Source organism: Anaerococcus sp. mt242, assembly GCF_016798225.1.
Taxonomy (GTDB): domain Bacteria; phylum Bacillota; class Clostridia; order Tissierellales; family Peptoniphilaceae; genus Anaerococcus.
Map to the genome: position 1 here is coordinate 1 of NZ_JAEUYX010000016.1, position 23,007 is coordinate 23,007.

Below are 23,007 nucleotides of genomic sequence, written 5' to 3' on the forward strand. Positions count from 1 at the left end.
AGTAAAACAATCAACCACAGGCTATAGTTTATCCCGCACACGCGGGGGTGATCCTGTACATCTTAAAAGAGATACTAAGATTATAAAGTTTATCCCGCACACGCGGGGGTGATCCTATACGTATTAACACGTATACTATTATTGTAAGGTTTATCCCGCACACGCGGGGGTGATCCTAACTGGGTCTACTACTGATTTAGGCCATCAAAGTTTATCCCGCACACGCGGGGGTGATCCTATATCCTTGGTTGGTTGGTATGACCATCTAGCGTTTATCCCGCATACGCGGGGTGATTTTAAAAAGAATTTGAATAATATAGAGATTGAGGATTTACGCCACACATTTGGGGCAATTCCTAAATGTATTTATGCGAATATACCTAAGCAATAGTTTACCCAGTATAACTGGGAATTTTTTTTAAAGAAATTCCTTTTTATTTCTATATATAAACAAAAAAGTAATTATTGATTATAAATATAGTTAATAAATACAAAAATTTGACTATAGTTGATAATTGTTACCTAAACTATTCTAATATTTAAATGTAATTAACTTACTTTATATTTTTACCAGGTTATTGAGTTATTTATTTTTGTGAAGATAATAAACATTCAAATCAGGTTGTATGATGCAATAGGAGCTATAAGTAAAATTAAAGAAATCTAATTATCCCTAAAGATTTGTCATATATTTTTACTGGTTTTAGACATAAAAATTATCTTAAGATTAAGGGAAAATGATTTAGGTCTATAACTAGGTATAATTATTATTATATTAAAGTTTAGAAAGGTTAGATATGGCTTATATAGAATTAAATAATTTAACAAAAGAGTATAAGTCTGGTGCATCGACTATTGTTGCCAATGATGATATAAGTTTTGATCTTGAACGCGGTAAACTTTTAGTTATCGTTGGGGCATCTGGTGCAGGAAAGACAACTCTTTTAAATATACTTGGTGGTATGGAGCAAGCTAGCAGTGGGCAAATCCTAATAGATGGCAAGGATTTGACAAAACTTGATGATAATGAACTAACTACTTATAGGAGAAATGATGTAGGATTTGTATTTCAACATTATAATCTTATCCCAAATTTAACTGCTCTTGAAAATGTAGATTTATCTGCTGAGATATCAGACAATCCACTAAATTCCGCAGAAGTTTTAGAAAATGTTGGATTAAAAAATAGATCAGAAAATTTCCCAGCCCAATTATCTGGTGGTGAACAACAAAGAGTTGCTATTGCAAGGGCTTTGGCAAAAAATCCTAAAATTTTATTATGTGATGAACCAACAGGTGCCCTTGATTATGAAACTGGAAAAAATATTTTAAAACTGCTACAAGATGCATCAAGAAAGCTTGGAGCAACTGTAATAATAATTACCCATAACTCTCTAATAAAGCCAATGGCAGATGTAGTCATTGAGCTGCGTGATGGAAAAGTAATTGAAAATTATGAGAATACAAACCCAACACCGGTTGAAAGTATTGAGTGGTGATTTTTGTGAATAAAACATATTTTAAAAATATCCTAAAAGATATAAAAAATACCATGGGTAAAGTAATATCCATTGCCACCATGGTTGGACTTGCAGCTTTAGTTGTAGTTGCTTTGACCCTAACAGGTCCCACTATGCGAAAAACCTTAAATAATTCCTTAAAGTCTTATAATCACCCAGATATAATATTAAGATCAACCTATGGACTTGATTTTGAAGATGAGATGATTTTAAAAACAGATGAGGATATAGAGAATATTACTCTGGTAAAAAGCGCTGATCTGTTGGATAATGAAACTCTAATAAGAGTAAAATCCTACAATAAATCTATAGCAAAATCGGTAATAGTAAGTGGTCATAAACCAGAAAAGAAAAATGAAATAATATTAGATAGAATTTTAGAAAACCAATATAAAATTGGAGATAAGATTAAATTCTCTTATGTAGATAATCCAAAATTTGATGAAGAAGTCATGAAAAACTTGGAATATGAAGTTGTAGGATTTTTTAGAACCTCAGATTATTTTATGGAAGATATGAGAGAATTGTCTTTTAGTGCAAAAAAAGAACTTAATGGCTATGCTTATGTTCTTGAAGAAAACTTTGATACAGATAAATTTGGAGAGGCAAATATTATCTACAAAGATTCAAAAAAAATGGATAAAACAAGTGAAGATTATCAAAATTTTGTATATGAAAAGAAAGATAATCTTGAAAATGCAATAGCAAATAGACCAAGTGAGGTCCTTAAGAAAATAAAATCTGAAGCAAATGATGAACTTGATGATGCCCAAAGTGGAATTGATAATGCAAAGAAAGAAATTTCCGATGCAGAAAAAGAGCTTAAAAATGCACGTAAAAAACTAGATCAAGGCTATGTAGATTATGAAAAAGGAAAAAAAACATATGAGGATCAAATCTCAAAAGGCCAAATTGAATTAGAGAATGCAAAAAATGAATTAATTAAAGGTCAAAATCAAATAGATAGTGGTAGAGAAAGCTACAGAACAAATCTAGATGAATACAATAAAAAGATTTCATATGTCCAAAGTGAAATAAATACAAAGGAAAAAGAACTTTCTGCCGGTCAAAGTGAATTAGATGCTGCCCAAGCTGAAATAGATGCAGGATATAATAAATTGGAAAATGAATTTGAAGGTCCTAGGGCAGAGTTAAAAAGTGCAGAATCCAAATTAGACGAGGCAAAAAGAAATATAGATCAAAAACAAAATGAGCTAGCTATTTTAGAAGGCCGTGTCGATAAAGACAGTGAATCAGATAATTTATCAGAACAAATTAGTCTGTTAAAAGCAGAGATAGATAGGGCAAAAATTCAATATGAACAAATCCTTTTTGAATATGAGTCTAAAAAGGATTCCCTAGAATCTAGATATCAAACAGAAAAAGCAAAACTTGATCAAGGTCAGGGTGAATTAAATAATAAAAAAGCAAACTTAGATGCTGGTTGGACAAAACTTAATCAAGGCAAAAGAGAACTAGAATCTGAAAAAAATGAAGGATGGTCAAGATTATCTAGTGCAAAAAACGAACTTGATAAAAATCAAGCTAATATTGATGCTGGCTGGACTGATTACAATTCTGGACTAAAAAATCTAGAATCAAAAAAAATAAATGGCCAAAAAAAATTAGAAGACTCTTACAAAAAACTTATGGATGGGGAAGAAGAGTACCAAAATAATCTGGATAAGTTCAACAAAGAAAAATCTAAAGCGACTGATGAAATAAATAAAGGTGAAGATGATATTAAAGAAAATAAGGAGTCTTTGCTAAAACTCGTAGATCCAGAATATGATGTAGAGACGATTTTTGACAATGAGGGTATCGACACCTATTATAAAAATAGTTTAAATATGGATGAGCTTACCAAAGTTTTTCCTACATTTTTCTATCTAGTAGCAATGCTTGTTACCCTTACTACCATGAAAAGATATATAGATGAACAACGCACAATAAATGGAACCTTAAAGTCTCTCGGATATTCTGATAAGCAAATCAGTCAAAGATTTTATATTTATGGGATAATTCCTACACTTATCGGATCAATTATTGGAGATTTGTTTGGAAGATTTTTAGTTAGTCGCATTATTATAAATGCTTATTCATCAGGATTTGGAAATCTTGGTATAAATTATGTAGGAGCATTACCATATATCTTATTTTCTATAGCTTTGTCGGTAGGACTTGTTGCCCTTACAGTATATTTTTCATCAAAAGAAACGGTGAGAGAAACTCCAGCTGCTCTACTAAGACCAAAGGCACCACAAATTGGAAAGAAAATACTTTTAGAACGTATCAAACCTATTTGGAAAAATCTTTCATTTATGCAAAAAATTACTGCAAGAAACTTATTTAGATATAAGTCTAGGATGTTTATGACCTTATTTGGAGTTGGAGGTTGTACTGCCCTTACTTTCTTTGGTTTTGCAATGATAGATTCTATAAAAGATACGGTAGATTGGCAGCAAAATAGGATAAGTCACTATGATGTGATAACCATGATGGATGAAAGTGCAACTGATGGAGATTTAACATCTTTCAATAATAAAATTAAAAACTATGAGTCTCTTCCGATTAGTTTTCAAGAGACAAATGTTAATAATAATGGTAATAGATTAAATTTGAATTTGGTAATTCCAAAGGAACATGATAAATTAGATAAATTTGTAAGTCTTAAAAACCTTGATAGAAATTCAATAGATTTATCAAATGAAAAGGCTGTAATTACAGAAAAAGCATCTGATAAGTTAGGAATAAAAAAGGGAGATAAAATTAAATTTTCCTATAAGGGTAAAGATTTTGACCTCCCTATAACAAATATAGCAGAAAACTATACTGGCCATTACATCTATATTTCAAAGGAAAATTTTGAAAAACTATCCGACCAGAAAGCAGATTTGAATGCTAATTATCTCCACGGTGATGCAAGCAAGATTATAAAAAATATTGAAAATGAGAAAGCAGTAAGTGCAATAATCAATGCATCTGTAATTTATGCATCAATGGATGTACTTCTTCAAAATTTAAATCTTGTTATAGGGATAATTACCATTATTTCAGGCCTCTTAGCCCTTGTTGTGTTATATAATTTGATAAATATAAATGTTAGTGAAAGAAAAAGGGAACTTGCAACTATAAAGGTACTCGGATTTTATCCAAAGGAAGTTACTTCCTATATATTTAGAGAAATATTTATCCTTACTATACTTGGGATTTTTGTTGGTTTTGGTTTAGGATATGCTATGTTTAGGTATATATTATACGTAGTGGCTCCATCCGATATTTTATTATCCTATAGGGTCCACTTTAACCCATTTATATATAGCGGATTGATAACAATAGCTATTTCAATAATTTTACTGCTTGTAGTTCACAGAAAATTAAAGAAAATTGATATGGCTGAGGCTATGAGTAGTGGAGAATAAATATTTAAGGAGATTTTGATGAAAATTTACTTAGTAAGACATGGATTTACCCAATCAAATAGGGCTAGAACAGAATCATTTGAAGACTCTAAACTTAATAAAAGCGGATTTAATGTTCTGGTAAATACTAGAAGAAATCTTGAAAAATATAATATCGATAAAGTCTACACATCAGAATTAAAAGATGCAACGCAAACTGCTGATATGCTAGGCTATCATGATTACACAGTAGATAAAAGATTAAACGAACTAGACTTTGGTGAATATAGCGGGCAATTGCTGGAAGAAATTAATGAGCATTATGAAGGTGCTCTAGGCAATGAGGAAGATATATTTAATGTTAAATATCCTGGTAATGAAAGTCGTAATGATGTTATTAAAAGAATTAGTGAATTTTTAGATGAGTTAGTAGAAAAGAATGAAAATGCCCTTTGCATCAGCCATGGCTTAGCTATAAAATCTGCCCTGTTCTGGGTACTAAAAGATAAAGCTGATTGGGATAGTTTCTGGATAGAAAATGGTTCAGTAACTATATTTGATATAAATAATGATAAAAAACTTATAAAAGGTGTTAACATTGTTTAATAGAAAAACAAGGTCCTATGACCTTGTTTTTTTGTTAACTAATTATAAGATATAATAGTATAAAGGAGAAAATAATGAGAATAATTTTAGTTAGACATGGTTTAAGTGAAGCAAATATTTCAAAATTTTATTCCTTAGAAGATACTATATTGCACGAGAGTGGCTTTAGTGTTTTGAATAATACTAGAAGAAATTTAGAAAAATATGACATAGATGAAGTTTATGTTTCAGAGCTTAAAAGGAGCCAGCAAACTGCAGAAAGGCTTGGATTTACAGATTATAAAATAGATAGTCGTATAAATGAGCTAGACTTTGGAGATTTTAAGGGCAAGTTTTTTGATGATATCAGATCAAATGAAATTGAATTTTTTGAAAAACAGAAAAAAGATCTTTTTAATTTAAAATATCCAGGCGGTGAATCTATCAATGATGTAATAAAAAGAACCAGTGATTTCTTTGAGGAAAAGTCAAAAGTGGATAAAAATATTCTTTGCGTAAGTCATGCTATGGCTATCAAATCATCCTTATTTTGGTTACTTAAAGATATGGAAAATTGGGAAAAATTTTGGGTTGAAAATGGATCTATTACAGTCTTTAGAATAGAAAAGAGAAGAAAAATTATAGAAAGTGTAAACCTAATATGAAATTTATCCACCTAGCTGATGCTCATTTGGCGGATAAATCTAGTTTTAATGATGACTTAGGATCTCTAATTAGAAAAAAATCATGGGAGTCATTTGAAAATATTTTTAAGACGAACACGGATGTAGATTTTGCCCTAATAGTAGGTGATTTATTTGAAAGACAGTATTTCTCGGCTAAAGATTTTGATAAGATTTTTGATATTTTTAAAAGCTTTGGAAAAGATATTTATTATGTAACAGGTAATCACGATTATTTTGATGAGTACAACACAATTTTTCTAAATAATAAACCAAATAATCTGCATATTTTTACTGAAGAAAACCTCTCCCTATTTGAAAATGGAAAACTTAGAGTCTATGGCTTATCCTACAAAGACCGCATATATAAAAATAACTTTCCCTATGACTTAAATCTTGATAGGGGATTTTTTAATATCTTACTATCACACGCTGATATTAGTCCAAGTCCTACAAATTACCTAGACCTAGACCCAGTAGAGCTAAACAAAATAGGCTTTGATTACATTGCTTTAGGTCACATCCATAAGGCTTCGAATATCTATAATATTTACTATCCAGGCAGTATCGAGCCCCATGATTTTTCTGATATATATGATTATGGATATATCAGATATGATGATGGAGAAATCAGCCAAATTGATTCATCACTTTTAAGTTTTGAAAACCTAGATATATATACAAATGATTTTAAGTCTGAAGATGAAATTATTGATTTTATAGAATCAAAACTTAGTAATAAAATTAATTTTCTTAGGATAAATATAAAAAACGAATCAGATATAAATTTTAATAGATTAAAGAAAAAAATTAATGCTAACTATGTTGAAATAAACGAAGACTATGATAAGGATCTATTTAATCTAGGAGATTTATATCCAAATTCTCTTTTAAGTAAATATGATCAGCACTTTAAAAATGACGATGATGAAATAAGCAAGCTAGCTAGACAAATTGGGCTTGATGCAATTTTGAGGAGTAAAAAATGAGCGTATATATTAAAAAACTCCATATTATTTCCTTTGGCCAGTTTGAGAATACGAGCATTGATTTTACCTCTGGATTTAATCTAATTTACGGTAAAAATGAATCTGGAAAATCAACCATAGCAAGCTTTATTGAAGGAATTCTATACGGTTTTGATGATGGAGTTCGTGTTCGTCATTTTAATAAAAAACAAGAAATATATAGGCCAATTAATTCTTATAAATATGCAGGAATTGCAATTTTTAATAAAGATGGAACAGATTATAGGATTAGCCGTAATTTCGATAATGGTGAATACGAAATCTATAATCTATATACTAAAGAAGTAGTCGAAGCAAAAGCAAGCAATTTAAATTATCCTGGAGAATTTTTACTAGAATTACCATATGAGATTTATCAAAACATAATCTCAAACTATCAAGCACAAGAATCATCTGATAAGGCTAGGGCAAAGGTCGTAGAGCTTATAAGAAATAAAGATGATTATAATTTTTCTGCCAGTGATGCTATAAATATTTTAGACAATAAGCTAGCTGAAATAGGAACTAATCGAGCTTATACCAAACCTTATGCAAAAACAAAGGCAGAAATAGAAGAAATTTCTTCTGAGATTTTAGATCTAAAAAGTCTTAGAGATGAAACCAATAAAGACTTTGCTAAATTATATAAAAATCGTGATGATATTAAAAATAAATCTGAAAAGCTAAAAGAATTAAAAAATGCTCGTGATGCATACAGGGAAAATGTCGCCTATAAAAATCTAGAAGATGAGATAAAGTATAAAAATGAGCTTAATTATGTAGATAGTGAACTTAAAAAGTATGAAGATTTAAAAATTAAAGAAAATTCAACAAGTGATGAAAAAACAGAAAACTTGTCTGGTAAAGACTTACACAAGCATTATGCCTTTTATATATTAGGCTCCTTGTTGCTTATATTTTTGTGGAGATATTTTAAGCAAAATTATCTTTTAGCAATTGCTATAATATTGCCTATACTTATGATTGTTATTGATAAAAAAGATTCTAATCTTTCAGATGATGCTGATAAAAAGTATAATAATCAGAGGTATATGGAATATTTAAAATTGATAAATGAAAGGGAGAAGATCTTAGAAATCCTAAGAGTCTTAGAAAATCAAGATAAGACTAAGGATAGGTCAAATATTAAAGAGATTCAAAAGCTTGATATCAAAGATACTGAATTAAAGATAAAAAGACTAGAAAATGACCTTGAAGAATTAAGAAAAAATAATATTTACTTGGAAAGAAAACTAGCAAGTGCAGAAAACCAATTAAATAATGAAGTAGATTTGGTTGATAAGTTAAATATCTTAGAGAAAAATCTAAAAGAAATGGAAAAAGAAATCAAGGCTATAAATCTTGCCAAAGAAACAATTATAGAATTATCAAAAAGCACCGATGCTGATAAAAAAGAATTTGATAGAGCAATCTCAGATTTAATTTCTACAATAACTAAGGATAAATATAGTCAGATTTCTTATGACAGTGAGCTTAATCCAAGCATTATAACAAATACTGGCGAATCTTTAAGTATTGATAAACTTTCAACTGGATTTTATGACCAAGTTAACTTTGCCCTTAAATTTATGATAAATGAAAATAAACTAGATAATTTTATTATCTTCGATGATGCCTTTATAAACTATGACTTGGATAGGTTAAGATTAGCATTGTTCTTTTTGCTTGATTTGGCAAATGATAGGCAAATCATATATTTAACTTGCCATAATAGGGAAGAAGAAGTTTTGAAAAACGAAAACATCGAATTTAATAAGATTGATTTGGAGGAAATATGATTTTTGCCCTAGCTGACTTACATCTTGATTATACAGAGGAAAAAAGCATGGAAGTCTTCGGTTTAAATTGGGAAAATTATCAAGACCGTATTTTTAATAACTGGAATGAAGTGGTGGGAGTTGATGACACAGTGCTTATCCCAGGAGATATTTCCTGGGCCATGGATCTTGATCATGCAGTTATTGACCTAAAAAAAATAAATGAGCTTAATGGCAGAAAAATCCTTATGAAAGGCAACCACGATTATTGGTGGACTTCTTTAAATAAGATAAATAATCTGGGGCTTGATTCTATGGACTTTTTGCAAAATAATTCATTTAATATTGAGGGATACGATATTTGCGGAACGCGCGGATGGATACCAAGAGACCATAAGGACTTTAATGATCACGATGAGAAAATATTTACTCGTGAGCTTATGAGGCTAGGTAATTCATTAAGAGCTAGTAGGGATAATAAAAAGATTGTCATGCTTCATTATCCACCAATTAACCAAGATAAAACTTTTAACGAATTTTATGATATATGTTTAGATAATAATGTAGAATATTTAATTTATGGCCACCTGCATGGCATTGGTCATAATCTTATAAAAGAAGGTAAATTTGACAGCATAAACATTAAATGTGTAGCAGGTGATTATATAGATTTTACACCAGTGAGGATAGTATAAATGCAAAGAGAAATTGAAGTAAAAGTATTAAATATAAATCCGAAAGAAATTGAAGAAAAATTAGTAAATCTAGGGGCAGAAAAAATCTCCCATGAGTTTCAAAAAAATTATACCTTTACCCCCAAAAATGGTGAATTTGAACACGGTTATTTAAGAATTCGCGAAAAAGAAATAGATGGTCAAAAGCAAGATATAGAACTTACCTTCAAACGTATCGAAAGCGATGATGACTTTAGGGTAAATAATGAATATACAGTTAATATCGATTCTGTTTCTATGATGATTAAAATCCTGGAAGAAGTGGGTATTGATTTAGAATATGAGGGAGAGAAGGAGCGTACTTCTTACTCCTATAATGACCAAAGATTTGATATAGATATTTGGGATGAGAAAACTTATCCAGACCCATATATGGAAATAGAGTTTTCAAATATAGATAAGCTAGATGAGATTTTATCTGACCTGGATATAGACAAAAAAGATGTAACTACTGATTCTATTACAGAATTAAGATCAAAATTAAATATATAAAAACTTGACTAATAGAGTTATTTCGTGTAATATTTTTAAAGATTAAAGGAGAGTATAATGATTAGTATAAAAAATTTATTGACATCAGAAGCACTTTTTAAAGACGATATATACGAAATAGTTGATTTAGCAAATGAAATTATTAAGAGTCCACTAGATTTTTCTCATATATGTGAGGGGAAAATTTTAGGGACTCTTTTTTTTGAACCTTCAACTAGGACAAGACTTTCATTTGAATCAGCTATGATTAGACTTGGTGGATCTGTAGTAGGTTTTTCCGATGCAAATGTATCATCATCTACCAAAGGAGAAAGTTTACAAGATACTGTAAGAACTGTTAGCCAATACGCAGATATCATAGCTATGCGCCACCCACAAGAAGGAGCAGCATACTTAGCATCATTGACTGCAGATTGCCCAATAATAAATGCGGGTGATGGGGGCCACCAACATCCTACACAAACTCTTACAGATGTATTAACCATTAGTCAATACAAAAATTCTTTAGAAAATCACACTATTGGTCTAGTAGGAGATTTAAAATACGGAAGAACTGTTCATTCACTTTTAAAAGTAATGAATTTATTTGATAATAATAACTTTATCCTAATATCCCCAGAAGAATTAAAACTTCCTCAATATGTAAAAGAAGACGTGTTTAAAGATAAGAAAAACTATATTGAAACTACAAATCTAGATGAGGTTATGGATAAGGTAGACATTTTATATATGACTCGTATACAAAAAGAAAGATTTTTCTCAATGAGTCAGTACACAAGATTAAAGGATTCATATGTTTTAGATAAGGCAAAACTTAAAAAAGCCAAAGAAGATATGATAATCATGCACCCACTCCCAAGAGTAAATGAAATTGCAACAGAAGTAGACAAAGACCCAAGAGCTGTTTACTTTAACCAAGTTAAATTTGGAATGTATGTTAGAATGGCTCTTATTATGAAATTATTGGAGGCAAATAATGCTTGAGATTACAAGTTTAAAAAATGGAATAGTAATTGATCACGTAAAAGCTGGCAATGGTATAAAGATATTTGAACTATTAGGATTAGCTGACCTAGATGACCAAGTTGCACTAATACTAAATGCAGAGTCATCAAATATGGGCAGAAAAGATATTATAAAAGTAGAAAATCATCAAGACATAGACCTAGACATAGTTTCTATCATAGACTCAGAAGCTACTGTAAATATCATAGAAAATGAAGAAGTAGTGGAAAAAAAGGAATTGGAATTACCAGAAGAGATAGAAAATATCCTTACCTGCCAAAATCCAAAATGTATTTCTACTTCAGAAAGATCAGTTACTTCAAAGTTCATCCTAATAAATCCAGAAGAAACAAAATACAAATGTGCTTACTGCGATCACATTTATGACGTGGAAGAATAATGAAGCAGATATTTAAAAATTGCTATGCCTTTGATGATATAAATATTTCAAGAAAGCCTATCTATGTAAGTGATGGGTTAATTGTTGAGGCATTTAAAGAAGATGAAGCCAATGAAATAATTGATTGTAAAAACTTAGTTTTAGTACCATCATTTGTTGATATGCATGTGCATTTTAGAGATCCTGGCTTTACTTACAAAGAGGACTTAGAGACAGGCTCTCACTCAGCTCTTGCTGGAGGATATACTTCAGTACTATTAATGGGAAATACAAAACCAACTGTCTCTAGCCCAGAAATTTATAATGATATTATAAAACGAGCTAAGGACCTAGACTTAATCGATATAGAGCAAGTATATACAATTACTGAAAATTTTGATGGCAAGACATTAGACCACCTAGATTCTATGCCTGAGTCCGTAAAGTACATCTCAGATGATGGCCACGGGGTAAATGATGACATGGTTATGTATAAGGCCATGGAGAAAGCAAAAGAGCTTGGTGTAATAATGACTTTACACGAAGAAGTAGATGAAGTATCTGATTTAGATTATGAAATTGCAGAAGATGCGATGACTCTTCGTGATTGCTATTATGCTTATAAACTTAATTGTCCAGCTCATTTTTCCCATGTTTCTACAAAAGGTTCGATTACAGCTATTAAATACTTTAAGGATTTAGGTGCGCCAATTACTTGCGAGGTAACTCCTCACCACCTATTACTAGCCGATAAGGGAAGAGAAGAAGTAAAGGTAAATCCTCCTATAAGAAAAGAAAATGATAGAAAAACTCTAATTGGAATGATAAAAAATGGAACAGTAGATGCAATATCAACTGACCATGCTCCTCATAGTAAAGAAGATAAGGAAAAGGGGGCACCAGGTTTTATCGGTATAGAAACAGCTTTTTCAACTTGCTATGAAGTTTTAGTGAAATCTGGAGAAATTTCCTTAAATGACTTGATAAAAATAATGGCAACAAATCCGGCAAGACTTTTAGGCCTAAACAAAGGAAAAATCAAATCAGGTTATGAAGCAGACTTTACTTTAATCGACCTTGATGAGTCCTATATTTACAAAGAAGAAGATATAAAATCAAAATCAAAAAATTCTTTATTAATTGACCAAGAACTTTTTGGCAAGGTAAAAAGAGTTTATAGGAAAGGTGTCTTAAAATATGCAGATAATAGATAGATTATACAAAGAAGTGGAAGAAAAAGGCTTTGTCTGTGTAGGCCTTGACACTTCCCTTGATTACATACCAGAAAAAAATAAGGAAGGCAAAAGCATCCATGAAGCTATCTTTGATTTTAATAAAGAAATTATAGATGCAACTTTAGATATAACTGCTATCTATAAACTCCAAATAGCCTACTATGAGTCATACGGCATTGAAGGAATGCTTGCTTATAGGGATACCCTAGCTTACCTAAGAGAAAAAGATTTATTATCCATAGGTGATATCAAAAGATCAGATATAGCAGCATCTGCTACACAATATGCCAAAGCCCACTTTGAGGGAGATTTTGAAACTGATTTTATAACCTTAAATCCATATATGGGCATGGATTCAATTAAGCCTTACGAGGAATATTTAGCTAGTGGTAAAAAAGGTGTATTTGTTTTACTTAGAACATCTAATCCAGGAGCGAATGACTTTGAAGTCTTAAAAACAGATGGAGAAGAACTATTTTTTAAAGTTGGAGATAAGTTACAAGAACTAAATCAAAAGTACGTTGGAGAATCTGGCTATGGTCCTGTAGGATTTGTAGTTGGTGCAACCCATACCAAAGAAGTTGAAGAAATAAGAGATAGATATAAAAACAATTTTTTCTTAATCCCAGGTTTTGGTGCCCAAGGAGCCGATAGTTTAAATGTATATAAACTTTTAAATAACAAAAATGGGGGAGTAGTTAATAACTCTCGTGGAGTTTTAAAAGCTTATATGAACCATGAAGATGGGATAGATAATATTGGCAAATATGCCAGAGAAGCAGTCCTTAAAACTAGAGAGGATATTTTAAAAAATGAAGACCTATAAAAATGGTGTGATTACAGAAAATATTGAAATAGCTCCTAGTATTTGGAAAATGAAAGTGGATATAGGTTTAAAAGCAAATCCAGGTCAGTTTTTCATGTTTAGAACAGAAAGCTTTAGAAATGAACCATTACTATCTCGTCCTTTTGGAGTATGTGACCAAGATGATGAAGAGCTTACATTTTTATACCAAGTTGTAGGCGCTGGTACAGAAATTATGGCAGGCTTAACTCCAGGTCATAAGATAAAACTTTTAGGACCATTGGGTAATGGTTTTAATACTGAAATAGCTAAGGGTAAAAAAATTGCAGTTGTAGCCGGGGGAATAGGTATAGCTCCGCTTTTAGATTTGGTAAAATCTTTACCTCAAAAACCAGATTTTTATGCAGGTTTTACATATGATCCTTACTTCGTAGACGAATTTAGACCCTATGTAAGTTCTGTAACAACAACTTCATTTAAAAATGATAAAAAGTTTATTACAGAAGACTTAAACCCAGATGATTACGACATTATTTATGCTTGTGGTCCAAATGGATTGCTTAAGGCAATTCATGAGAAAAACAATAAAGCATACTTAGAAGTATCCATGGAAGCTCATATGGCTTGTGGGATTGGAGCATGCCTTGGTTGTACAGTGCCAAGTGCAGATGGAGATTTTTTAAGAGTTTGTAAGGACGGTCCAGTTTTTGATGCAAGGGAGGTTTTTTAATGAATATAGGAGTAGATATTTGCGGTATCCATTTTAAAAACCCAGTAATAGCTGCGAGTGGGACTTTTGGATTTGGAAAAGAATTTGCAGACTACATTGACCTTGATAAATTAGGCGGCATTTGCTCAAAGGGCCTTACCCTAAATAAAAACTTAGGTAATAGTGGGATAAGAATACACGAAACCCCATCAGGGATTATGAACTCAATAGGATTACAAAACCCAGGTATAGAATATTTTGTAAATGAAGAACTACCATTTTTACTTAGTAAGGATACAGTAACTATTGCAAATCTTGGTGGCCACTCTGTAGAGGATTATGTAAAAGGTGCAAGTATCTTAGATAAAACAGATGTGCCTATGATAGAGTTAAATATTTCTTGTCCAAATGTCAAAGAAGGTGGCATGGCCTTTGGTACTGACCCATCAAAGGCTAGCGAAGTTATATCAAAAGTAAGAAAAAAAACTAAAAAACCACTTATAGTAAAACTTTCCCCAAATGTAGGATCTATACCATCTTTTGCAAAGCTTGCTGAGGATAATGGGGCAGATGCAATTTCTTTGGTAAATACCTTTAATGCTATGGCCATAGATATAAACACAAAATCTCCAGTTTTTGTAAACAAAACTGCAGGCCTATCAGGCCCAGCCATAAAACCAATAGCTTTAAGAATGGTTTATGAAGCAGCTCACGCTGTTGATATTCCAATTATTGGCATGGGTGGAATAATGGATTATAAAGACGCCTTAGAATTTATTATGGCAGGGGCATCTGCAATTCAAGTAGGTACAGCCAACTTTGTAGATTATAATACTATGATAGATGTTTCAGAAGGTATAAGAAAATATTTAAAAGAGAATAATATTGAAGATATAAAAGAAATAACAGGAATTATTTAGGAGAAAAAATGGATAAAACAATAGAATTATTAAAAAAATCAGATGCTCTTTTAGAAGGTCACTTTTTACTTTCTAGCGGCAAACACTCTGATAGATACATTCAGTGTGCAAAATTAATCCAACATCCAGAATACTGTAAGGAAGTATCTGAAATAATTGCAGAAAAATTAAAAGAAAATAACATAGATGTAGATTTATGTGTAGGCCCTGCTATGGGTGGAGTGATCATTTCTTACGAAGTAGGAAAAGCACTTGGAGTAAATGCAATATTTACAGAAAGAGTAGACAATGATATGACACTTCGCCGTGGATTTGAAATTCCAGAAGGGGCAAAAATAATTGTTGTAGAAGATGTAATCACAACTGGAAAATCTTCTTTTGAAACAGTAGAGGTAATTAGATCATACGGAGCAGAAGTAGTTGCTCTTGCTTCTATTGTAAATAGATCAAACAAAGATGAGATAAATGATCTTCCAATTATATCAGCAACTAAAATAAATGTTAAAACCTATGATGCAGATGATCTGCCAGGACATTTAAAAGACACACCAGCAGTAAAACCTGGTTCAAGAAAAATTCAATAATAATTTGCGTAATTACCTCCTAGCTAATATAATTTATTAAAAAGCTAGGATTTAATTTATATATGAAAAATAAAAAAATGACGCGTATTTTTGGGCTAGTTTCTCTTATGTTTAGCTTAAATCTTTTTATAGTGGACACTGCATCAGCATCAAAGGATCAAACAAAATCAAATTTACTAGATGGATTAAATAAAATAAATTATGAGACTACTCTACTTAAAAAAACTAGGGCGGAGCAATATAAAAAATTAAAAGATGATATGGATGAATTTTACGATAAGGGATCAAGCAAGATTGACTCTAAAAACATGTTCTATTGCTTAAATGTACCAGATTTTACCGAAGAAGAATATGAAACAGTTTTAAAAGACACTGGGCTTGCCGGTCTTGGCAAAGACTTTAAAAATGCTGGAGATACTTATGGAGTGAACCCTATACTATTGATGGCTATGGCAAAGCATGAAACTGGAAATGGAACAAGTGAACTATTTTTAAACAAAAACAATCTCTTTGGTTATAATGCAATTGACATTGACCCATATAACAAAGCAACAAACTTTAAAACTCCTGCTGAATCTATAAATACGGTAGCAAAACACTTAAAAGAAAATTATTTATCAAGCAATGGAGCTTACTATAAAGGAGTGTCCACAGATGCTATTGGCATGAGTTATGCAACTGATCCAGATTGGTCAAAGAAAGTAAATTGGATGATGATAGAAGTAGTAAAATCAATGATTGAAGATTTTGAAAATGAGACAGGGATGTAGCCTGTCTTTTTTTGAAAGTATAAGTGGGGAATTATGGATACAAAATCATTTTTAAAAGGAAAATCACAAACAGCCTATGATTTTTTAGGAAATCATAAAAAATCTACAGGATATATATTTAGAATATTTGCGCCAAATGCAAGTACGGTAGAGATAATAGGTGATTTTAATGATTGGCAGGGACAAAGGTTAAGAAAATACAAAACTGGTATATTTTCTATAAGTATAAATGATGCAAAAGAAAATGATAGATACCAATATATAATTACAAGTGAAGATGGCAAAAAAACTAAAAAAATAGATCCATATGCAGAAAAAATAAATATTGAGCAAAATTGTTCTACCGTAGGATCGAGTGAACATAAATTTAAAAATAAAAAAGTTAAAAATAAGCCTAATAATATCTATCAAGTACATATGGGATCTTTGTTAAAAGATAATGAATTTACTTATGAAAAAATAGTTGAACATTGTAAAGCCAATAACTTTGATTATATATCATTTTTGCCCTTGGCTGAATATGAAAATTACAAATCATATGGTTATAAAAATTTTTCTTTATTTGCATATTCTAAAAGATATGGCAATGTAGATGATTTTAAAAAGTTTGTAGATATAGCCCATAAAAATAATATTGGCATTATTGTTGAGCTTGATATTTATGAGTTTGATGATAATTTCTACTCCCTTTTTGATTTTGATGGGACAAATCTTTACGGTTATGCTTATGAAGATATAAAATATAATTATTATGGGGGAATAAATTTTGATCCGAGTAAAAATTCGTCAAGGTCATACATCTTATCAGCTATAAATTACTGGATAAGAGAATATAATCTTGATGGACTAATGCTATCTAATATCGAAAATGCTATTTATTGGCAGGGTCAGGCAGAAAGAGGAATCAACGAGGCTTGGCTAGAACTTTTAGAAGAAATAATTAATTTGATACATAAAAAAGATTCGCTAGCATTGGCCAGTTTTAATGGAATTTATGATTTGGATCTAAATTTTGATTATGTACATGACTTAAGATTTAGAGAAGTCATAAGAATTATGCAAAAAGCTCCTATTGAGAGGGATAAGTACAAAACGATTGTGCAGAAGTTAGTTACTAGGGACAATAGCAAAAAAATAATTGGATTTTCATATGTAGATTCTTATCTCGATGAGGCAAGTTTAGCTATGAAAATGTATGGAAATAATAAAATTAGCCAATTAAAAAGTTTATTTACTCTATTGTATAGTCTCGATTCGATAAAGATGATATTTATGGGAGATGAGGTCGCAGATTTTAAAACTTTTTCTGTTTTTGATAAAGTTAATTTAACCATTGATAATAATAAAGAAAGAGAAGAATTTAATAAGTTTTATAATGATTTGATAAAAATTTTTAAAACGAGATTTAATACATTTGATTCAACGACAAAGTTATTAGACATTGGTGGATACAGTATTTATGCTTTTACCAGAGAATATAAAGATAAAAAGCTTTTGATCCTTATAAACATAACTGATTTAGAATACAAAATAAAAAGTCCATATAAGCTAGAGGAAATAATTAATACTGATAATCTAGACTATGGTGGATCTGGAAATATTAATGGAATCTTAGATAAAAAAGAATATATAAAAATAATGCCTTTTGGATCTGCTATATTTAAAATAAAAGAGGATGAGAAGTAAAACTCATCCTCTTTTTTATTTTTCTGTTAAAGTATATTGATTTTCCAAGTTGTGAGCTATATTTGTAAATCTTTCTAGTATTATCTTTCTAGGAATAATTCCTAAAAAATATCCATTTTTGTGGGTCACGCAAATAAAGTTATTATTTATAATCAATCTTAGTACATCTTCAAGATTATAATTATCAAAAAGGATTGGTACAACTTGATTCATTACCTTTTTTACCTTTATTTGAGCAAGTCTATCCTCATCAAAAATAGATAAGTCTTCTGTGCTAGTAACTATATTTGATATAGAAATAAGACCTCTTACCCTATTTTCCTTATCAAGAACAGGGATGATTTGATAACCAGATGAAGATAAAACAAGGATGGCATGAACTAGTGAATCATCTTCACGCACAATAGCTACATCACTTGCAGGAATCATTATATTTTCGGTAGGTTCTTTAAACATTTTTTCTATATTTTTACCAATCATATTTAGCTCCTTATAAAGATTATAAACTAGATTAAAATAAAAATAAAGTAAAAAAATTCCCCGAGGATATCCCTCGGGGCTATGTAAAGCACACCCAGCTTCGAAATAAAATCTCACTAGAGTGTCTATACAATCCTAGCTCGTGATAGGTAGCCTTACGGCACACAGAAAGATCTACTTAATGCTGCTACGTTCCCGTCCTGACATGGTTCATAGTTTCCTGTTGCGTAAGACCTATCAGTCTTCACTAGTTCATATAGGCTTGTAGTTAGAAAATATCCCTCTGCTGGGAATTTGACCCTGCTATAGCGAATTGCAGGTTACAAGGCATCGCTAGTTCCCCATCTAGTGCATGGCGGAGAGCATGGGATTTGAACCCATGATACACGAAATATGTATACACGATTTCCAATCGTGCTCCTTCAACCACTCGGACAGCTCTCCATGCAATTACATTATTAGACTATACTACGAATTTTTCTAAATGCAAAGATATTTCATATGGTATAATAATCTAGAAAGGAAAATTATGGCAAAAGCATTATATAGAGAATATAGGCCAAAAACTTTTGATCAGGTTTTAGGCCAAGATAGGGTTACGAATGTCCTTAAAAATCAAGTGAAAACTGGCAAGATTAGCCATGCATATATATTTTCTGGTGAAAGAGGTACGGGTAAGACTTCTTGTGCAAAGATATTTGCAAAAGCTATAAACTGTCTTAATCCTAAAGACGGTTCACCTTGCTTAAAATGTGAAAATTGTCTGGCAATTGAAGAAGAATCTACAATAGATGTCGTAGAAATGGATGCTGCCAGTAATCGTAGGATTGATGATATTAGAAATCTAAAAGATAATGTAATCTATCCTCCAAATAAGTTGAAATATAAGGTATATATAATAGATGAGGCCCACATGATTACCCGTGAGGCGTTTAATGCCTTACTTAAAATTATGGAAGAGCCACCAAGCCATTTGGTTTTTATACTCGCAACAACGGAAATAGAAAAAGTTCCACGTACAATTTTATCTCGTGTACAAAAATTTGAGTTTAACAAGATAAATGATTCAAATATTAAAAATCAAATAAATCAAATACTTACTGATAGAGATATATCAATTGATAATGAAGCCATTGATCTGATTATAAAAAAAGCAAATGGAGCTATGCGTGATGCTCTTAGTATCCTAGACCAGGTAGTGTCATACGGTGATAAATCATATGATTTATCAAAAGTAGAAAGCTTATTAGGTGTAGTTGATTTTTATGATGTGGATGCTCTAGCAGGAGCAATTATAAAAAAAGATACAAAAGCTAGTATGAATAATCTTTTTAAGCTTAGGGGAAATAATAAGAGTAATAAGGATATATTAGATAGTTTGATATCATATTTTAATGATATACTAATTTTAAAATTAACTGCTGATAATTCTTATTTTGATAATATTGATTATCTTGATTCGATTAGTAAGAGGTCTGAAGAAATAACGGATTCTGATCTAGCAGATTATTTAGACATTCTAATTGAATATTCTAATAAGATGAAACTTACAGAAAATACAGATGTTCTGACCGAAGTTTGTATTTTAAGGCTCTTAAATCTTAAAAATATAAATAATCTTGAATCTAGGATTTCATACTTAGAAAAAAACACTGGTGATGATTTAGTAAATTTGGTTACAAAAATAATAGAAAGTAAATTATCTAATTTCAGCTTAAATGAAATTGAAAAGCCAAAACTATCATCTAATGAAATTAAACAAAATAAAAAATATAAAGAAACTAAGACAGAAAATATAAATAAAGAGCAAGCTGAAACTAAAGAAGTTGAAACTTCAGCTAAATTAAATAATAAAAATGAATTATCCTCAGTAGATGAAGAAAAAATTAAAACTATGCTCATAAAAACGGCAGGTGGTGTAATGAATGGACTGTTTGCTGATGAAGGATTTAATTATAGGATAAATAAAAATGACTTCATTTTCTATATAAAAGATGACTTTTATAAAATCTTTATAGAAACTAAAATAAATGAAATAGAGGCCAATTTAAAAGAAATACTTTCAGCTGATTATAGCTTTACTATTGATTCATTTGATAATATGAATAATAATATAAGTAAAACTGAAACTCAGGAAGAAGAAAAAAAAACTGAAGATTACTCAGAAAAACTGATTGAAATCTTTGGTGATGAAATAATTATAGAATAGGAGAAAATTATGGCAAGAGGCGGATTCCCAGGTGGGGGAAATATGAACAATATGATGAAACAAGTTAAAAAGATGCAAGCAGAGATGGAAAAAGCTCAGCAAGACATCGAAGAAAAAGAATTTGAATCAACTTCAGGTGGTGGAGTTGTAACAGCAACTGTAAATGGAAAAAAAGAATTGGTTGGCCTAAAAATAGATGAAGATGTAATAGACCCAGAAGATAGCGAAATGCTCGAAGATCTTATAATTGCAGCAGTAAATGATGCACTTAAAAAAGCTGATGAATACAGCGGAGAAAAAATGGGCAAACTTACAGGTGGACTAAATATCCCTGGATTTATGTAATGGCAATCTTTCCAGAAAGTTTAAATAACTTAATAGGAGAATTTCAAAAACTACCTACAATAGGCCGAAAATCTGCTGAAAGACTTGCAATGAATATTGTAGAACGTAATGAAACTGACATAAGTGATTTTTCTAAGGCCTTATTGGAAGTAAAAGAAAAAATTCATAAATGTGAGATTTGCGGAAATCTTACTGAGACAGAAATTTGCGATGTCTGCAAAGATATTACTCGTGAAGAAGATTTTATATGTGTAGTAGAGGATGTGAAGGACCTAATAGCAATAGAAAAATCTGGGGCCTTTCATGGTAAATACCATGTACTCGGTGGACTCATCTCACCCTCAGACGGGATAGGTCCTGATGAGCTAAATATCGATAAACTCCTAAAAAGAATAGATGATGAGGAGATAAATGAAATAATCCTAGCAATTTCTTCAACTATAGAAGGAGAAACGACTACACTTTTTTTAACCAGTCTTTTAAATGAAAAAGACGTCAGGGTATCAAAAATAGCCCAAGGAATTCCTGTTGGATCAAATCTAGAATACTTTGATCAGCTTACCCTAGAGCGAGCAATAGAGGATAGGAGAGAGATCCGTGACTAAATTTAGTAAATTTATGTTGATACTATCCATTTTTGCCCTTGCAACAAGTTGTGGCAAGAAGGAAGAAGTAGTTGAAAATGATACACACGTAGTTGAAGTAGAGCAGGAAAAACCCGTAAAAAATGAATTAAATATTAATGCTATAAGTTTTTCATCAAAAGTTGTAATAGATAATATCAAGAATTCGTCAAATATATCATATATCATTGCTTCAAATCCAAATTATACAAAAATTGAGCAAGGAGACTTTGATATAGCAGTTGTTCCAGGCTACCTTGGACCATATTTTTACGAAAAGACAAATAAAAATATAGAAATTGCTGCGATAACCTTACTAGATAACATTCATATAGTTTCTGATGAGGAAATAAAAAGTCAAAGTGATTTACAAGGAAAAAATTTATTAATCCCAGATCCAGTTGGCAATTTGTCAAAAGTAATTGATAAAAAAATAGGACCGCTTAATTTAGTACTAAGACTAAAAGAAAAATATTACAAAAATATGAACGATATAGTGGATAAGATGTCTAAAACATCTAATTTTCTAACAGTACTAATAGATCCGTATTTTTCAAAAGTAATAGATAAAGACTATTATATTTCTGATCTTTCAAGTATCCTCCCAATAGATAAGGGAGAATTTGTTAGCGATATAATAATTGTAAACAAAGATTATTTAAAGGATAACAAAGAAGAATTCGATACTTTTTTAAAAGATTATAAAGAATCAACACAAGCTATTGAGGAGACATCGGATTTTGATATTAATATTTCAAATGAGATATTAAATGAATATGATATCACAGAGCAAAGAGCGCAAATGGCCCTAAAAAGATCTAATCCAGTATTTATAGATGGAGATACGATGAAAGGAACCTATAAAGTTTTTCTTGAAAAAATAAAAGAATTAGATGAGTCATTAGTTGGAGAAAATGAACCGACAGATGATTTGTATTATGAAAAATAAGCAAAAAAGAACCCTTAGGGGCTCTTTTTTATTGTAGCAAATTTTATATATCATCAGTTGCTAACTGCTCGCTAACATTGTGAATGTTGAATATTGCGATTTTCAACA

Annotated in this window: 22 protein-coding genes, 1 tRNA gene and 1 other RNA gene; 21 read left to right on the forward strand and 3 right to left on the reverse strand. The window is 30.8% G+C overall.

All coding sequences use genetic code 11. The features are described from left to right. Positions 1-797: 797 nt before the first annotated feature. The 17 genes from JNO63_RS06720 (at position 798) to JNO63_RS06800 (ending at position 18,293) form a co-directional block, all read left to right on the forward strand. Entirely contained in the window at positions 798-1,499 is a 702-nt protein-coding gene (locus tag JNO63_RS06720) for an ABC transporter ATP-binding protein (RefSeq protein ID WP_203127774.1), read from the forward strand. Between the two features lie 5 nt (positions 1,500-1,504). Further along, the gene (locus JNO63_RS06725; RefSeq protein WP_203127776.1) at positions 1,505-4,942 is read left to right on the forward strand and encodes an FtsX-like permease family protein; all 3,438 of its coding nucleotides are present in this window, start codon (positions 1,505-1,507) and stop codon (positions 4,940-4,942) included. A gap of 18 nt (positions 4,943-4,960) precedes the next feature. Beyond that, on the forward strand, positions 4,961-5,527 hold the full coding sequence (locus JNO63_RS06730) for a histidine phosphatase family protein (RefSeq protein WP_203127778.1): 567 nt from the start codon (positions 4,961-4,963) through the stop codon (positions 5,525-5,527). A gap of 74 nt (positions 5,528-5,601) precedes the next feature. Beyond that, positions 5,602-6,171, forward strand: a complete 570-nt coding sequence (locus JNO63_RS06735; protein WP_203127780.1) for a histidine phosphatase family protein — start codon at positions 5,602-5,604, stop codon at positions 6,169-6,171. Next, positions 6,168-7,178, forward strand: coding sequence for a metallophosphoesterase family protein (locus tag JNO63_RS06740; RefSeq protein ID WP_203127782.1), 1,011 nt, complete (start codon positions 6,168-6,170; stop codon positions 7,176-7,178). Before JNO63_RS06735 ends, JNO63_RS06740 begins: the two co-directional genes overlap by 4 nt. Then, positions 7,175-8,995 (forward strand): ATP-binding protein, encoded by a 1,821-nt coding sequence (locus JNO63_RS06745; protein ID WP_203127784.1) that lies wholly within the window; start codon positions 7,175-7,177, stop codon positions 8,993-8,995. Before JNO63_RS06740 ends, JNO63_RS06745 begins: the two co-directional genes overlap by 4 nt. Next, a complete protein-coding gene (locus JNO63_RS06750; RefSeq protein ID WP_203127787.1) occupies positions 8,992-9,669 on the forward strand; it encodes a metallophosphoesterase in 678 nt (225 codons plus the stop codon). The genes JNO63_RS06745 and JNO63_RS06750 overlap by 4 nt, the downstream gene beginning before the upstream one ends. Further along, positions 9,670-10,200, forward strand: coding sequence for a class IV adenylate cyclase (locus JNO63_RS06755; RefSeq protein WP_203127789.1), 531 nt, complete (start codon positions 9,670-9,672; stop codon positions 10,198-10,200). A gap of 57 nt (positions 10,201-10,257) precedes the next feature. Beyond that, the gene (gene pyrB, locus JNO63_RS06760) at positions 10,258-11,184 is read left to right on the forward strand and encodes an aspartate carbamoyltransferase (RefSeq protein ID WP_203127791.1); all 927 of its coding nucleotides are present in this window, start codon (positions 10,258-10,260) and stop codon (positions 11,182-11,184) included. Then, positions 11,177-11,605: an aspartate carbamoyltransferase regulatory subunit gene (locus tag JNO63_RS06765; protein WP_203127793.1), complete on the forward strand. Its 429-nt coding sequence runs from the start codon at positions 11,177-11,179 to the stop codon at positions 11,603-11,605. Before pyrB ends, JNO63_RS06765 begins: the two co-directional genes overlap by 8 nt. Then, the gene (locus JNO63_RS06770) at positions 11,605-12,798 is read left to right on the forward strand and encodes a dihydroorotase (protein ID WP_203127795.1); all 1,194 of its coding nucleotides are present in this window, start codon (positions 11,605-11,607) and stop codon (positions 12,796-12,798) included. The genes JNO63_RS06765 and JNO63_RS06770 overlap by 1 nt, the downstream gene beginning before the upstream one ends. After that, positions 12,782-13,645 (forward strand): orotidine-5'-phosphate decarboxylase, encoded by an 864-nt coding sequence (pyrF, locus tag JNO63_RS06775; protein ID WP_203127798.1) that lies wholly within the window; start codon positions 12,782-12,784, stop codon positions 13,643-13,645. Before JNO63_RS06770 ends, pyrF begins: the two co-directional genes overlap by 17 nt. Then, positions 13,632-14,354, forward strand: a complete 723-nt coding sequence (locus JNO63_RS06780) for a dihydroorotate dehydrogenase electron transfer subunit (protein ID WP_203127799.1) — start codon at positions 13,632-13,634, stop codon at positions 14,352-14,354. The genes pyrF and JNO63_RS06780 overlap by 14 nt, the downstream gene beginning before the upstream one ends. Continuing rightward, complete coding sequence (locus JNO63_RS06785; RefSeq protein WP_203127807.1) at positions 14,354-15,253, forward strand: dihydroorotate dehydrogenase; 900 nt, start codon at positions 14,354-14,356, stop codon at positions 15,251-15,253. The genes JNO63_RS06780 and JNO63_RS06785 overlap by 1 nt, the downstream gene beginning before the upstream one ends. A gap of 8 nt (positions 15,254-15,261) precedes the next feature. Then, complete coding sequence (gene pyrE, locus JNO63_RS06790) at positions 15,262-15,837, forward strand: orotate phosphoribosyltransferase (RefSeq protein WP_203127809.1); 576 nt, start codon at positions 15,262-15,264, stop codon at positions 15,835-15,837. Between the two features lie 62 nt (positions 15,838-15,899). Further along, positions 15,900-16,607, forward strand: coding sequence for a glucosaminidase domain-containing protein (locus JNO63_RS06795; RefSeq protein WP_203127811.1), 708 nt, complete (start codon positions 15,900-15,902; stop codon positions 16,605-16,607). Between the two features lie 33 nt (positions 16,608-16,640). Beyond that, a complete protein-coding gene (locus JNO63_RS06800; protein ID WP_203127813.1) occupies positions 16,641-18,293 on the forward strand; it encodes a GlgB N-terminal domain-containing protein in 1,653 nt (550 codons plus the stop codon). 15 nt (positions 18,294-18,308) lie between these two features. On the opposite strand, the gene cbpB is transcribed toward JNO63_RS06800, so the two are convergent. From cbpB to JNO63_RS06815, 3 genes are all read right to left on the reverse strand, one after another. Next, the gene (gene cbpB, locus JNO63_RS06805; RefSeq protein WP_203127823.1) at positions 18,309-18,773 is read right to left on the reverse strand and encodes a cyclic-di-AMP-binding protein CbpB; all 465 of its coding nucleotides are present in this window, start codon (positions 18,771-18,773) and stop codon (positions 18,309-18,311) included. Between the two features lie 86 nt (positions 18,774-18,859). After that, positions 18,860-19,127: signal recognition particle sRNA large type (ffs, locus tag JNO63_RS06810), an RNA gene on the reverse strand. Further along, positions 19,127-19,217: transfer RNA gene (locus tag JNO63_RS06815), tRNA-Ser, on the reverse strand. Before JNO63_RS06815 ends, ffs begins: the two co-directional genes overlap by 1 nt. A gap of 85 nt (positions 19,218-19,302) precedes the next feature. Between JNO63_RS06815 and dnaX the strand changes: the two genes are divergently transcribed. The 4 genes from dnaX to JNO63_RS06835 are packed head-to-tail and all read left to right on the forward strand — an operon-like array spanning position 19,303 to position 22,899. Then, positions 19,303-20,982: a DNA polymerase III subunit gamma/tau gene (gene dnaX, locus JNO63_RS06820; protein WP_203127825.1), complete on the forward strand. Its 1,680-nt coding sequence runs from the start codon at positions 19,303-19,305 to the stop codon at positions 20,980-20,982. A 9-nt stretch (positions 20,983-20,991) separates the two neighbouring features. Further along, positions 20,992-21,327 carry a YbaB/EbfC family nucleoid-associated protein gene (locus tag JNO63_RS06825; RefSeq protein WP_203127827.1) on the forward strand — a complete coding sequence of 112 codons (336 nt, stop codon included), beginning with the start codon at positions 20,992-20,994 and terminating at the stop codon, positions 21,325-21,327. Further along, complete coding sequence (recR, locus tag JNO63_RS06830; protein WP_203127828.1) at positions 21,327-21,932, forward strand: recombination mediator RecR; 606 nt, start codon at positions 21,327-21,329, stop codon at positions 21,930-21,932. Before JNO63_RS06825 ends, recR begins: the two co-directional genes overlap by 1 nt. Then, positions 21,925-22,899: a hypothetical protein gene (locus tag JNO63_RS06835; protein WP_203127830.1), complete on the forward strand. Its 975-nt coding sequence runs from the start codon at positions 21,925-21,927 to the stop codon at positions 22,897-22,899. The genes recR and JNO63_RS06835 overlap by 8 nt, the downstream gene beginning before the upstream one ends. Positions 22,900-23,007 lie beyond the last annotated feature (108 nt).

Bases quoted from the DNA above. Each gene is read 5' to 3' on its own strand.
- JNO63_RS06720 (WP_203127774.1), top strand. From the start codon at position 798: ATGGCTTATATAGAATTAAATAATTTAACAAAAGAGTATAAGTCTGGT.
- JNO63_RS06730 (WP_203127778.1), top strand. From the start codon at position 4,961: ATGAAAATTTACTTAGTAAGACATGGATTTACCCAATCAAATAGGGCT.
- JNO63_RS06735 (WP_203127780.1), top strand. From the start codon at position 5,602: ATGAGAATAATTTTAGTTAGACATGGTTTAAGTGAAGCAAATATTTCA.
- JNO63_RS06740 (WP_203127782.1), top strand. From the start codon at position 6,168: ATGAAATTTATCCACCTAGCTGATGCTCATTTGGCGGATAAATCTAGT.
- JNO63_RS06745 (WP_203127784.1), top strand. From the start codon at position 7,175: ATGAGCGTATATATTAAAAAACTCCATATTATTTCCTTTGGCCAGTTT.
- JNO63_RS06750 (WP_203127787.1), top strand. From the start codon at position 8,992: ATGATTTTTGCCCTAGCTGACTTACATCTTGATTATACAGAGGAAAAA.
- JNO63_RS06755 (WP_203127789.1), top strand. From the start codon at position 9,670: ATGCAAAGAGAAATTGAAGTAAAAGTATTAAATATAAATCCGAAAGAA.
- pyrB (WP_203127791.1), top strand. From the start codon at position 10,258: ATGATTAGTATAAAAAATTTATTGACATCAGAAGCACTTTTTAAAGAC.
- JNO63_RS06765 (WP_203127793.1), top strand. From the start codon at position 11,177: ATGCTTGAGATTACAAGTTTAAAAAATGGAATAGTAATTGATCACGTA.
- JNO63_RS06770 (WP_203127795.1), top strand. From the start codon at position 11,605: ATGAAGCAGATATTTAAAAATTGCTATGCCTTTGATGATATAAATATT.
- pyrF (WP_203127798.1), top strand. From the start codon at position 12,782: ATGCAGATAATAGATAGATTATACAAAGAAGTGGAAGAAAAAGGCTTT.
- JNO63_RS06780 (WP_203127799.1), top strand. From the start codon at position 13,632: ATGAAGACCTATAAAAATGGTGTGATTACAGAAAATATTGAAATAGCT.
- JNO63_RS06785 (WP_203127807.1), top strand. From the start codon at position 14,354: ATGAATATAGGAGTAGATATTTGCGGTATCCATTTTAAAAACCCAGTA.
- pyrE (WP_203127809.1), top strand. From the start codon at position 15,262: ATGGATAAAACAATAGAATTATTAAAAAAATCAGATGCTCTTTTAGAA.
- JNO63_RS06795 (WP_203127811.1), top strand. From the start codon at position 15,900: ATGAAAAATAAAAAAATGACGCGTATTTTTGGGCTAGTTTCTCTTATG.
- JNO63_RS06800 (WP_203127813.1), top strand. From the start codon at position 16,641: ATGGATACAAAATCATTTTTAAAAGGAAAATCACAAACAGCCTATGAT.
- cbpB (WP_203127823.1), bottom strand. From the start codon at position 18,773: ATGATTGGTAAAAATATAGAAAAAATGTTTAAAGAACCTACCGAAAAT.
- dnaX (WP_203127825.1), top strand. From the start codon at position 19,303: ATGGCAAAAGCATTATATAGAGAATATAGGCCAAAAACTTTTGATCAG.
- JNO63_RS06825 (WP_203127827.1), top strand. From the start codon at position 20,992: ATGGCAAGAGGCGGATTCCCAGGTGGGGGAAATATGAACAATATGATG.
- recR (WP_203127828.1), top strand. From the start codon at position 21,327: ATGGCAATCTTTCCAGAAAGTTTAAATAACTTAATAGGAGAATTTCAA.